The 11,772-nt window shown below is 69.5% G+C and carries 10 protein-coding genes; 5 read left to right on the top strand and 5 right to left on the bottom strand.

The features are described from left to right. Positions 1-176: 176 nt before the first annotated feature. The 5 genes from R5H32_RS17610 to R5H32_RS17630 all read left to right on the top strand — a co-directional run bounded on the left by R5H32_RS17610 (position 177) and on the right by R5H32_RS17630 (position 6,688). Positions 177-1,343: a cation:proton antiporter gene (locus tag R5H32_RS17610; protein WP_318340007.1), complete on the top strand. Its 1,167-nt coding sequence runs from the start codon at positions 177-179 to the stop codon at positions 1,341-1,343. Between the two features lie 157 nt (positions 1,344-1,500). Continuing rightward, positions 1,501-3,246: an acetate--CoA ligase gene (gene acsA / locus R5H32_RS17615; RefSeq protein ID WP_318340008.1), complete on the top strand. Its 1,746-nt coding sequence runs from the start codon at positions 1,501-1,503 to the stop codon at positions 3,244-3,246. Further along, positions 3,243-5,243, top strand: a complete 2,001-nt coding sequence (gene pdhA / locus R5H32_RS17620; RefSeq protein WP_318340009.1) for a pyruvate dehydrogenase (acetyl-transferring) E1 component subunit alpha — start codon at positions 3,243-3,245, stop codon at positions 5,241-5,243. Before acsA ends, pdhA begins: the two co-directional genes overlap by 4 nt. Positions 5,244-5,246: 3 nt before the next feature. Continuing rightward, on the top strand, positions 5,247-6,443 hold the full coding sequence (locus tag R5H32_RS17625; protein ID WP_318340010.1) for a dihydrolipoamide acetyltransferase family protein: 1,197 nt from the start codon (positions 5,247-5,249) through the stop codon (positions 6,441-6,443). Continuing rightward, on the top strand, positions 6,440-6,688 hold the full coding sequence (locus R5H32_RS17630; protein ID WP_318340011.1) for an acyl carrier protein: 249 nt from the start codon (positions 6,440-6,442) through the stop codon (positions 6,686-6,688). The genes R5H32_RS17625 and R5H32_RS17630 overlap by 4 nt, the downstream gene beginning before the upstream one ends. 27 nt (positions 6,689-6,715) lie before the next feature. Here R5H32_RS17630 and R5H32_RS17635 read toward each other — a convergent pair whose 3' ends face one another. The 5 genes from R5H32_RS17635 to R5H32_RS17655 are packed head-to-tail and all read right to left on the bottom strand — an operon-like array spanning position 6,716 to position 11,765. After that, positions 6,716-7,564, bottom strand: a complete 849-nt coding sequence (locus R5H32_RS17635) for a MaoC family dehydratase N-terminal domain-containing protein (protein ID WP_318340012.1) — start codon at positions 7,562-7,564, stop codon at positions 6,716-6,718. A 3-nt stretch (positions 7,565-7,567) separates the two neighbouring features. After that, complete coding sequence (locus tag R5H32_RS17640) at positions 7,568-8,887, bottom strand: MmgE/PrpD family protein (protein WP_318340013.1); 1,320 nt, start codon at positions 8,885-8,887, stop codon at positions 7,568-7,570. Beyond that, positions 8,884-9,927: an Ldh family oxidoreductase gene (locus tag R5H32_RS17645; RefSeq protein ID WP_318340014.1), complete on the bottom strand. Its 1,044-nt coding sequence runs from the start codon at positions 9,925-9,927 to the stop codon at positions 8,884-8,886. The genes R5H32_RS17640 and R5H32_RS17645 overlap by 4 nt, the downstream gene beginning before the upstream one ends. A gap of 10 nt (positions 9,928-9,937) precedes the next feature. Beyond that, complete coding sequence (locus R5H32_RS17650; protein WP_318340015.1) at positions 9,938-10,774, bottom strand: 3-methyl-2-oxobutanoate hydroxymethyltransferase; 837 nt, start codon at positions 10,772-10,774, stop codon at positions 9,938-9,940. A 13-nt stretch (positions 10,775-10,787) separates the two neighbouring features. Further along, entirely contained in the window at positions 10,788-11,765 is a 978-nt protein-coding gene (locus R5H32_RS17655) for a sterol desaturase family protein (protein WP_318340016.1), read from the bottom strand. Positions 11,766-11,772: the final 7 nt, after the last annotated feature.

Below are 11,772 nucleotides of genomic sequence, written 5' to 3' on the forward strand. Positions count from 1 at the left end.
AAGGGCGACTTGATCGGTGTCATGTTTCGGAACGGCGGAGCGTGTAGCCTCGGGGCTCATCAAGCGATGAAGGGCAGGTCTATGTTTGCGCGGACGGGACGGATGGACGGAGGACCGGGCATCCGGGTCGGGGTCCGCCCGGACCGGGCGCGGTACATCGTGCCGGGCGTGAGCCAATGACAGGCGCCGCCACGCTGATCGCTATCGGTGTCCTCTTTCTTGCGGGGATCGCCGTGGATGCCTTCGGACGGCGGGCGCATGTGCCTCGGGTGACGCTGCTCGTGCTTCTCGGCGTTGTCGCCGGGCCGCCGGTGCTCGACCTCTTGCCGCCGGCGCTGGCGCGCACCGACGACATGGTCGCGCCGGTCGCGCTGACGATGGTGGCCTTCCTGCTCGGCGGCCAGCTCAAGCCCTCGACACTGAGCGAACACGGGCGCGAGATCCTGTCTTTGTCGCTGACGGTGGTCGCGGTCTCTGCGCTGGTCGTCGGATGCGGTGTCTTCCTCGTCACCGGCGATCCGGTCCTGTCGCTCCTGCTTGCCGGTCTTTCGGCGGCGACCGATCCCGCCGCCACGCGGGACGTGGTCCGCTCGGCCGGGGCGCAGGGGCGCTTCGCCACGAACATCCTCGGCATCGTGGCGGTGGACGACGCCTGGGGTATCATCCTCTTCAGCCTGATGCTCGCGGCCGCAGGGATCGTCGCCGGCGGCGTGGAGATCGAACCGGTGCTCCACGGTCTGACCGAACTCGCCGGCGCGACCGCCCTCGGCCTCGCAGTCGGCCTGCCTGCGGCCTATCTCACCGGGCGCATCAAGCCCGGTGAGCCGACGCTGATGGAGGCGCTCGGCATCGTCTTTCTCTGCACCGGCCTCGCCAGGTATTTCGGGCTGCCCTACCTGCTGACCGGCATGGTCTGCGGCCTCGTCATCGTTCATTTCGCGCGCCACCACGACCGCCCGTTCCACGAGATCGAGCGCATCGAATGGCCCTTCATGCTGCTTCTCTTCGTGATGGCGGGGGCGGCGCTCGATCCCGGCGTGCTGGCGCGGTTCGGGCTCGCCGGGTCCGCCTATGTCGGGTTCCGCGCCGTCGCGCGGATCCTTGGCGGCTGGGCGGGCGGAAGCCTCGCACGGCTTCCGGCGCGCGAGGGTCGGCTGACGGGGCTGGCGCTGATGCCGCAGGCCGGGGTGGCGATCGGTATGGCGCTCGTGGCAGGCGAGCGGTTTCCGGCGCTTGCCGAACCGGTCCTCGGCATCACCATCGCAAGCACCGTGGCCTTCGAGGTCTTAGGTCCGGTCCTGACGCAATATGCGCTCTCCGAGGCGGGTCGGGCACCTCAGTGATCGCCGGCCGCGCAGGGGCGCCGGAGTCGCAGTCCGCCACCGGCTCCGGCTGATCCGGATCAACCCGCCCTCAGGGCGGCGCGCTACCCTGACGCGGCTTCCGACCCCGGGGCATCTCTGCCCGCCAAGCGCGGGACTTCGCGAAAGGAGTGAGCCCATGAGCGACAAGATCCTGCGCAAGGACGAGGCCGCGGCGCGCACCGCGAACATGCCCGATTACGCGACGGTGCGGAAGGCGTTCTCCTGGGAGGAGGCGCGCGCCGCGCTCGCGGGCCTGCCCGGAGGCGGGCTCAACATCGCGCACGAGGCGCTAGATGCCCATCTCGCGGCGGGGCGGGGCGAGAAGATCGCGATCCGCTGGCTTGGCCGCGACGGCAGTCGGCGCGACGTCACCTATGACGATCTGACCCGCGAGGCCAACCGCTTCGCGAATGTGCTCGGCTCGCTCGGCATCAAGCCTGGCGAGGCGGTCTACTCGCTCATCGGCCGCGCGCCGGAGCTATACGCCGCCGCGCTCGGCACCCTCAAGTCCGGCGCCGTCTTCTGTCCGATGTTCGCGGCCTTTGGGCCGGAACCGGTGCAGGCGCGGATGGAAATCGGCTCGGCGAAAGTCCTCATCACCACCGCCAGCCTCTACCGGCGCAAGGTGGCACCGGTCCGCGACCGGCTGCCCGAACTCGCGCATGTGCTCCTCACCGACGGCGAGGCAGAGGGCTGCACCGCGCTTGCCCCCCTGATGGATGCGGCGAGCGACGTGTTCGAGACCGCGCCGACGAAGCCAGAAGATCCGTCGCTCCTTCATTTCACCTCTGGCACGACCGGGCGGCCCAAGGGCGCCCAGCATGTCCACGAGGCCGTGGTCGCGCATCGCGCGACGGCGCGCTTCGCGCTCGACCTCAGGCCAGAGGATACCTACTGGTGCACCGCCGATCCCGGCTGGGTCACCGGGACCTCCTACGGGATCATCGCGCCCCTCGTCATCGGCGTGACGATGATCGTGGACGAGGCCGAGTTCGACCCCGACCGCTGGTACGACATCCTCGGCCGGGAAGGCGTGACCGTCTGGTACACCGCCCCGACCGCGATCCGCATGCTGATGCGCGCCGGGGCCGGGCTGATCGGCAAGCGCAGGTTTCCGCGGCTGCGTTTCATGGCGAGCGTCGGCGAGCCCCTGAACCCCGAGGCGGTTCTCTGGGGGCAGGAGGTCTTCGGGATGCCGTTCCACGACAACTGGTGGCAGACCGAGACCGGCGGGATCATGATCGCGAACTACGCGTCGATGGACGTGAAACCCGGCTCGATGGGCAAGCCGATGCCGGGGATCGAGGCCGGGATCGTCGAGGTGACGGAAGCGGGCGTGAAGGAGCTGACGAAGCCGCAGGCGATCGGTGAACTCGCGCTCCGGCTCGGCTGGCCCTCGATGATGCGCGCCTACCTGCACGAGGAGGCGCGCTACAAGAAGTGCTTCCGCGATGGCTGGTACCTCTCCGGCGACCTCGCGATGCGCGACAAGGACGGCTACTACTGGTTCGTCGGCCGCGCCGATGACGTGATCAAGAGCGCCGGCCACCTCATCGGCCCCTTCGAGGTCGAAAGCGCGCTGATCGAGCATGACGCCGTGGCTGAGGTGGGCGTGATCGGCATTCCCGACGAGACGGCGGGCGAGATCGTCAAGGCCTACGTCACGCTGCACAAGGGCTTCGCGCCAAGTCCGGATCTGGAGCGCGAGCTTCTCGGCCATGCGAGGAAGCGGCTCGGCCCTGCCGTCGCGCCGAAGGAAATCGTGTTCCGCGAGAACCTGCCCAAGACCCGCTCCGGCAAGATCATGCGCCGGCTCCTGAAGGCGCGCGAACTCGGCCTGCCGGAGGGCGATATCTCCACCCTTGAAAGTGACGAGAAATGACCGACGCCGCGCTGAAGCCCCGCCTCGACCACGGCCATGTCCGCGATCTTCTCAAGGCGATGATCCGCATCCGCCGGTTCGAGGACAAATGCGCCGAGCTCTACACGCAGGAGAAGATCCGCGGCTTTCTCCACCTCTACGACGGCGAGGAGGCGGTGGCGGCGGGCGTGATCCCGGTTCTGACGGAAGCCGACCGGATCGTCGCCACCTACCGCGAGCACGGCCACGCGCTGGTGCGCGGCCTGCCGATGGGCGAGGTTCTGGCCGAGATGTACGGCAAGGCCGAGGGCTCGGCCGGCGGGCGCGGCGGGTCGATGCATCTCTTCTCGGCACGCGCGAACTTCTACGGCGGCAACGCCATCGTCGGCGGCGGGCTGCCGCTCGCCGTGGGCCTCGCGCTGGCCGACAGGATGCAGGGCGCAGACGCCGTCACCGCCTGCTTCTTCGGCGAGGGCGCGGTGGCCGAGGGCGAGTTCCACGAGGCGATGAATCTCGCCTCGCTCTGGGATCTGCCGGTGCTCTTTGTCTGCGAGAACAACGGCTACGCGATGGGCACCGCGCTCGACCTTTCCGAGGCCGAGACCGACATCGCCGCCAAGGCACGCAGTTACGACGTCGCCGCCGACGTGGTCGACGGCATGGACGTCGTCGCGGTCGAGGCCGCGACCCGCCGCGCATTGGCCAAGATGCGCGAGACCGGCGAGCCCCATTTCCTCGAATGCCGCACCTACCGCTTCCGCGCGCATTCGATGTTCGACGCCCAGCTCTACCGCCCGAAGGAGGAGGTGGAGGACTGGCGCCGGAAAGGCCCCCTCGTCCGCTTCCAGGGCTGGCTCGAGGAGAACGGCCTGATCCATGCCGGGGAGGTCGCCGCGATCACCGCCGAGGTCGATGCCGAGATCGCCGAGGCCGTCGCCTTCGCCGAGGCGGGCACCGACGAGCCGGTCGAGACGCTCACCCGCCACGTCATGGCCGAGGAGCGGCCCGCACCGCCCGAGCCTGCCAAGCCCGGCAAGATGGTCGAGACGACCTACCGCGAGGCGGTCAAGGCCGCCATCGCCGAGGCGATGGAGAAGGATGAGCGCGTTTTCCTCATGGGCGAGGATGTCGGACGCTACGGCGGCTGCTATGCGGTCTCGAAGGGGCTTCTCGACCGCTTCGGCCCCGACCGCATCCGCGACACGCCGCTTTCCGAATCCGGCTTCACCGGCGCGGGGATCGGTGCGGCGATGGCGGGGATGCGGCCCATCGTCGAGGTGATGACGGTCAATTTCTCGCTCCTCGCACTCGACCAGATCCTGAACACCGCCGCCACCTACCGGCACATGTCGAACAACACCTTCGGCGTGCCGGTGGTGATCCGCATGGCGACCGGCGCCGGACGCCAGCTCGCGGCCCAGCATTCCCATTCGCTCGAAGGCTGGTACGCGCATATCCCCGGTATCCGCGTCCTCGCCCCCGCGACGCTGGAGGACGCGCGCGGCATGCTCTGGACCGCGCTGCAGGACCCCGACCCGGTGCTGATCTTCGAGAACGTGATGCTCTACAACATTGCCGGGGACTTGGCCCAGAACGCCGGTCCCGTCGATATCGACAAGGCGGCCGTGCGCCGCGAGGGACGGGACATCACGCTCGTCACCTATGGCGGTTCGCTCTGGAAGACGCTGGAGGCGGCGGAGGCGCTGGCCGAGGACGGGATCGAAGCCGAGGTGATCGACCTGCGCAGCCTCAGACCCCTCGACATGGAAACGATCTTCGCCTCGGTCGCCAAGACCCACCGCGCGCTCATGGTGGACGAGGGCTGGAAGACCGGCAGCCTCGCCGCCGAGATCGGGATGCGTCTCGCCGAGGAGGCGTTCTTCGACCTCGACGCGCCCCTTGCCCGCGTCTGCAGCGCCGAGGTTCCGATCCCCTACGCCCGCCATCTCGAACAGGCGGCGATTCCGCAGGTTCCCTCCATCGTCGCGGCGGCGCGGCGGCTGTGCGGGAAGGGCTGAGGCATGGGTGAGTTCCGCATGCCCTCGCTCGGCGCCGACATGGAGGCGGGAACCCTAGTCGAATGGCTGAAGGCGCCGGGAGACCGCGTCGCGCGCGGCGACATCGTCGCGGTCGTGGAGACCCAGAAGGGCGCCATCGAGATCGAGGTGTTCGAGGACGGCGTGCTGGAGCGGACCCTAGTCGGAACCGGCGCGAAGGTCCCCGTCGGCACGCCCCTTGCCGTGATCCGCGCCCCCGGCGAGGCCGCCGCTCCGCCCCCCACGCCGGAGCCCGTGGCAACGCCGGAGCCCGTGGCAACGCCGGAGCCCGAGCCCGAGGCGCCCGCTCCGGAAGCCGCGCCCCGACCGGAACCCGCCGCTCCGCCGCCTGCCGCCGGAGAGCGGCTCCGCATCACGCCGCTGGCGCGTCGGCTGGCCGAGACGAAGGGTCTCGACGAGGCCTGGCTGCGCGCCATCGCGGGCACGGGACCGGAAGGGGCGATCACGCTCCGCGACATCGAGGCACCGGGCGAAGCGGCCGCGGAACCTGCCGCGCCGATGACCGAGATGCGCGTCGCGATCGCCGCAGCGATGGCGCGCTCGAAGCGCGAGATCCCGCATTACTACCTCGCGCAGCAGGTGGATCTGACCCCTGCCTCGGCCTTTCTTGCGGCGGCAAATGCCGACCGAGCGCCGGAAGACCGGATCCTGATGGGCGCGCTCTTTCTCCATGCGGTCATCCGCGCCGCGAGGGAGTACCCCGAGTTCAACGGTCATTTCACCGACGGCGCGTTTCGCCCCTCGTCAGAGATTCATGCCGCGATGGCCGTAGCCCTGCGCGGCGGCGGGCTCGTCGCACCCGCGATCCTCGGCGCCGGCGAGTGCGATCTCGCGTCACTCATGGCGCGGATGCGCGACACGCTCGGCCGGGTCCGCACCGGCCGGTTCCGCGCCCGCGAACTCTCGGAGGCGACGATCACCGTCACCAGCCTCGGAGAGAGGGGCGTCGACACGCTTTTGGGCGTGATCCAGCCGCCGCAGGTCGCCATCGTCGGCTTCGGCACCCCCGCCGAACGCCCCGTTGTGCGCAACGGCAAGCTCGCCGCTGCCATGACGACGACCGTCACGCTCGCCGCCGACCACCGGGTCAGCGACGGCCATCGCGGCGCGCTCTTCCTGCGCGCCATCGACCGCAACCTGCAGGAACCGGAGGCGCCATGACATCGGACCGGATCGAAGACCTCGTGCGCAAGGAGCTCGGCCGCATCGCCCCCGATGTCGATCCGGGCGAGATCGACCGCAAGGGCGACCTACGCGAGGAATGCGACATCGACTCGCTCGATTTCCTCAACCTCGTCACCGCGCTCGGCAAGGCGCTGTCGTTGCCGATGCCAGAGGCGGACTACCCGAAGATGCGCAGCTATGACGCGCTGGTGGCGTATCTGCGCGCAGGTTCCGGCGGCTGACGGCCGCGCCGGCGCGCCGCGACCGCTTCAGACCGTCGCAGTCGCGCGCATGGCGAGGCCCGCGCTGGGCCGGGCGGCCGCAAGCTCGGTGACAGCACCCGACCGCCGCGCGTTGAGCGTGAATGCCTGATGGTCGCAGACCGGGCTGAAGGCGCGGAACTCGAAGGCGCGCAGGGTCGCTCCGGGGTTCCGGCGCAGCGCGAGGTCGGCGAGCATCGTTGCGATCAGCGGGCCGTGGACGACGAGCCCGGCATGGCCCTCGACGCTGCGGGCATAGTCGCGGTCGTAATGGATGCGGTGGCCGTTGAAAGTCAGCGCCGAGTAGCGAAAGAGCATGACCTCCGAAGCCGTGGCGGTCTCGGTGACATCCCAGCCGCCGTCGTCGGCCGGCGGCACCGGCGCGGCGTCGCCCGGACGCGGATCCTCGCGGTAGACGATGTCGTGCTCCTCCCAGAGGGCCGGGCCGTCACCGGTCGCGATTTCATGCCGCACGGTCACGAAGCAGAGCGCGCCGGAGCGGCCCTGCTTCAGCGCCACGTCCTTGATCGTCGAGGTTTTCGTCGCCATCGCCCCGATCCTCAGCGGGGCGGTGAAGCCGAGCCGTCCGCCCGCCCACATCCGCCGGGGCAGCGCCACCGGCGGCAGGAAGCCGCCGAGCGCGGGGTGCCCGTCGCGGCCGAGATCGCTGAGCTTGGCCGAGTGCAGGAAATAGAGCCAGTGCCAGAGCGGCGGCAGCGGATCGCCGTCGCAGAGCACCGGATCGCGGTCGAGCGTCATCTCCATCAGGTTCGCGGGCTCGGCCCGGATCCTGTCCGACCGGGTCTCGCTGCGGCCGATCCACTGGCTGAGGATCGCGGGGTCCATCGTTCGGTCCATGGCTCAACTCTTCTGCGTGAGGGGGGCGAGAGCAAGCCCCTCACGGACTGGGCCAAGCCCGATGCGGGCATCCGGGCCGGGATCGAGAAGGCGCGTGGCGGTGGCGTCATCGCCGCCGCAGGAAGCGAACTTGGCGCGGATATCGGCCGGTGACATCGGCCGGGCCGGACCTCCCGCCACATTGCCGACGGTCTCGGACAGGGTGCCGCCGCCGGCGAGATACACCGTCACCCGGTCCGGGTGATCGGGGCTCATGTCGTCGAGAGCGGGGCCCGGATCGTAGGCATCGACCCCGGTCCGCTCGAGCAGCGCCGCGATTGCGGGGCGGAGGAACGCCTCGGGCCGGAAGCTCTGCGGACCGACGGCGCCGTCGATCAGGGCCGCGAGCGCGCAATAGGTCGCCGAGAACCGGGCCTCGTTGGCAGTCGTGGGCCTGAGGAAGCCCGAGACGCGGAAGAAGGGTTCGGGCATGCGGATGACGATCCGCACCCAATCCGCCGGATCGGGCAAGCGGGGCCGGAGCGCGAGGCCCGCGTCGATCACCCGGTGGGTATAGGCGCAGGAGGGCCAGGGCTTGCGCAGGATCGCGTGCTCGGCGATCCCGAGCGGGCGGCCGATCCGCGCGAGGACTTCGCCGGGATCGGCGCTGGCGCCGTGATGCATTGCGGCAAAGCCGAAACGCCCCTCAAAAGCCCCTGCAGCACCCGTCGCCCCGGCACCGGCGAGCCGCGCCGCCTCGATCCCGGCGCGGGCGGCGAGCCCGGCATGGAGCGCCTTGGCGTCGGTGCCGAACTGCGCCTTGAGCCCGCCGGCGAGGCTTGCCGAGATCGCGAGCGCATGGGCGAAGGTGGGCGCGGGCAGCCCCAGGAGCCGCGCCGAGGCCGCCGCCGCGCCCACGGCGCCGAGCGTGCCGGTGGCATGCCAGCCGGCATTGTAATGGTCGTAGCGCAGCCATTCGCCGAGGCGGACAATGGCCTCGAACCCCACGACATAGGCGTCGAGGAGATCGCCGAGCGGCCGGCCCCCCGCCCGCGTCAGGGCGAGGAGGGCGGCGAGTATCGGGGCGCTCGGATGGGTGGAACCGGGAACCTCGTAATCGTCGAAGTCGAGCGCATGGGCGGCCGTGCCGAGGATCAGCGCGGTGGCGGTCGCCGTGTCCTCGGACGCGAAGGCCCCGCGCGCGGCGCGGGCCTGCGGCTCGTCCCAGCCCGCGATCATGCAGCCGAAGGTGTCGAGAAGGGCGAGCCGCGCCTCGTCCCGCGCCGTTTCGGGGACAATCACGCCCGAAGCCCAAAGTGCGAAGCTCTCGCAAAAGCTGCTCATGGCACCCCCAGCGACCGCGCCAGCGCGCCGATCTCGGCCCAGGTCGCCTCCGGCACGGCGATCTCGCCGCCCGAGGCCGCGCGATGGGCGCGCTCGCGCTCGCCGGGGATCTCGACCCGGTCGAAGCCCGGCGCGGGCGGGCAGGCGCGGAGTTCGGACAGGATCTCCTCGGCCACTTCCGCCATGCGCGGCGCGGCGCGGAAACGGGTGGTGTCGATGCAGATCAGGAGCCAGTTGCACTCCGTGGCGGCGGGGCCGAGCATCGCCTCGCCGATCAGCTCCGCCATCAGCGCCAGCGCGTAGCCCTTGTGTTCGCCCGCGGGCAGGATCGCGCCGCCGGCGAAATAGGCCTCGGGGTCGCGGGTCGGCTTGCCGTCGCGGTCGATGACGCAGCCCTCGGGCAGAAGGGCACCGGCAGAGCGCGCGGCATAGATCCAGCCGCCGGCGATCTTCGAGGTGGCGAAGTCCATGACGACCGGGCCGTCGGCGCCGCCCGGAATCCCAACGCACCACGGATTGGTCGGCAGCATCGCCTTCGCCCCGCCATAAGGTGCCACCTGCCGCCAGGTCTCGCGGTTGCCGCCGCCCATGAGGAAGGTCAGGAACCCGTCTTTCGCGGCCTCGTCGGCGAAGGCGCCGTGCCGACCGGTGTGGCCGGCATTGCGGATGGCGAGCGCCGCGATGCCGCTGTCCCGCGCCCGCCGGCAGCCCTCGGCGAAGGCCAGCCGCATCGCCGGGATGCCGATGCCGCCTTGCCCGTCCACCTCGGTCGTCCCGGTTCCCGTGACCCGGCAGACCGGCTCCGCCCCAGCCTTCAGATAGCCCGAGCGCATCTGCTCGGCATATTGCAGGACCCGCATCAGCCCGTGGCTTTCGATGCCGCAGAGGCTGGTGTCGACGAGATGCTCCGCCACCTGCCGCGCCACGTCCTCCGTCGTGCCGAGCGCGCGGAAGATGGCGGCGGCACGCGCGACGGCCTCCCCGGCCGGTACAGACACCCGGCCGCCGCGCAGGTCCAGCTTGGAGCGGGTCTCGGCCATTCGTCCCGCCTCAGGACGCCTTTTCGAGCGCTTCGAGGAACTTGTCCTTCTCGTCCGGGTGCATCGAGATGTTCGTCTGCGGGTAGGGGAAGTTCGCTGCCGCGACCTCGCTGTGAAAGGCGTTCAAGGCCGCCACCCGTTCCTCATGGATCTGCCTGTGCAGGCGGCCGACATTGCCGAACGCATGGGCATGTTTCGGCGGCTTCGACTCCTCGCTCGCCTCGCCGCAGATGTCGGCGACGAAGGACATGATCACGTCGCCCGCCTTGCCGGACCCAAGCGAGAAGGTGACGATCGAGGTCCTGGCGTTCACCGCCTCCAGCACCTCCTCGGCGATGCATTCGGCCTCGACCGCGAAGACGCCGACATCCTCCATCCGCTTCAGCGTGCGATAGATCTCCATCGCCTCGTCCGCGGTGCGGCCGAAGGCGCGCAAGCCCCCGGAATAATGGCTGAAGGTCGGGATCAGGCCGATATGGCTCTGGACCGGGATGCCCTCCTTTGCCAGCGCCTCCATCACGTCGTAGGAGCGCAAGGTGTAATACATGTCGCCGCCCTTGCGCATCATCTCGAAGGCGTGGTCCATGATCTCGGGCAGCGTCCCGAACTGCGCCCAGGTCGAGCCGACCCCGGCGAAGTGATGCGGCGCGATCTGGCGCACCTCCTCGATCTGCTCGGCCCAGACCACAAGAAGGTCGATGCCCGCCTCGACGCAGGCGCGCAATTCCGCGGCATTGGCCGGGTTCGACATCGACAGTTTCCGGCCGGAGCCCTTCAGCGCCTTGAGGTCGGCGACCGTGTAGTTGCGGGCCGAGGGCCTGCGCCCGAAGTCGTAGATGCGTTTCATGTCCATATCCTGATTATCCGTACATCCGCTTCTTGCGGGCGCGGGTGGCGGCGGTCGCCTCCTCGCTGCCGTCATGGAACGAGCCGAAGAGCTTGTCCCACGGAATCTCGGCGGTGCCGTAGTTGCACTCGAAATAGCGGTGATGGAGCTGGTGGAAAAAGTCGCCTGCGCTCAGGCGCTTGCGGTCCCCCGCATGGACCCCCTCGAAGCCGGAGTGCGAAAAGGCTGGGTTCAGCCCTTCGAGGTAAAAGTGAAAGAGCACGTGCACCGGATGCGAGGGCACAACGAAATGGATGGCCACCGACGAGAAGTAGAGCGCGGTTTCAACCGGATGCATCGAGATCCCCGCCCAGGGGCCGATATTGATGTTGCGGTGATGCAGGTTGTGGGCGAGCCGGTACATCGGCGGCCAGTGCAGCAGGCGGTGGATCCAGTAGAAATGCAGGCTCGACCAGAGCGGGATGATCACCATCCACAAGACGAACCAGATCGGGTGTTCCGCAAGCCCCACCTGCGGGGCATAGCCGTTTGCGGCGGCCCAGAAATAGAGCACTTCCCAGAGGGTCCAGGCCGTGACACCACTCGCGTAGGACCAGAACATGTTGTCCCAGACCTGATTTTTGAAGGTGAACGTGCCGTTGCTCCTCGCCTGGTCGCGGGCATCGAATTTCAGTTCCTTGCCCTGCGCCGCGAGCGTGATGAACCACAGATGCAACCCGCCCGCCACAAGGGTCAGGAGCACCATGTTCCGAGCCCAGATTGCGAAGATCCAGCCGGGGCCGAGATGGCGCATCGTCTCCCAGTCGGGCTGGAACCAGCGATAGACGGCAAAGGCCGCCGCGAGCTCGATCGTGACCGAGCTGACCGCGAGCCAGTAGCGCGAGATCCATGTGAGCCAGGCGAGGGGGCGCGGCGGCCAGGACATGATGGGCGAGACCGGAATTGGCAGGTCCGGGTGGTGGTTCCACTGGGCGTTGCGTCTGGTGTCCATGCGTCTT

The sequence above is a fragment of the Defluviimonas sp. D31 genome (genome assembly GCF_033436765.1).
GTDB lineage: Bacteria > Pseudomonadota > Alphaproteobacteria > Rhodobacterales > Rhodobacteraceae > Albidovulum.

Coding starts and splice junctions, on each gene's coding strand:
- R5H32_RS17610 (WP_318340007.1), top strand. CDS start 177: ATGACAGGCGCCGCCACGCTGATCGCTATCGGTGTCCTCTTTCTTGCG.
- acsA (WP_318340008.1), top strand. CDS start 1,501: ATGAGCGACAAGATCCTGCGCAAGGACGAGGCCGCGGCGCGCACCGCG.
- pdhA (WP_318340009.1), top strand. CDS start 3,243: ATGACCGACGCCGCGCTGAAGCCCCGCCTCGACCACGGCCATGTCCGC.
- R5H32_RS17625 (WP_318340010.1), top strand. CDS start 5,247: ATGGGTGAGTTCCGCATGCCCTCGCTCGGCGCCGACATGGAGGCGGGA.
- R5H32_RS17630 (WP_318340011.1), top strand. CDS start 6,440: ATGACATCGGACCGGATCGAAGACCTCGTGCGCAAGGAGCTCGGCCGC.
- R5H32_RS17635 (WP_318340012.1), bottom strand. CDS start 7,564: ATGGACCGAACGATGGACCCCGCGATCCTCAGCCAGTGGATCGGCCGC.
- R5H32_RS17640 (WP_318340013.1), bottom strand. CDS start 8,887: ATGAGCAGCTTTTGCGAGAGCTTCGCACTTTGGGCTTCGGGCGTGATT.
- R5H32_RS17645 (WP_318340014.1), bottom strand. CDS start 9,927: ATGGCCGAGACCCGCTCCAAGCTGGACCTGCGCGGCGGCCGGGTGTCT.
- R5H32_RS17650 (WP_318340015.1), bottom strand. CDS start 10,774: ATGAAACGCATCTACGACTTCGGGCGCAGGCCCTCGGCCCGCAACTAC.
- R5H32_RS17655 (WP_318340016.1), bottom strand. CDS start 11,765: ATGGACACCAGACGCAACGCCCAGTGGAACCACCACCCGGACCTGCCA.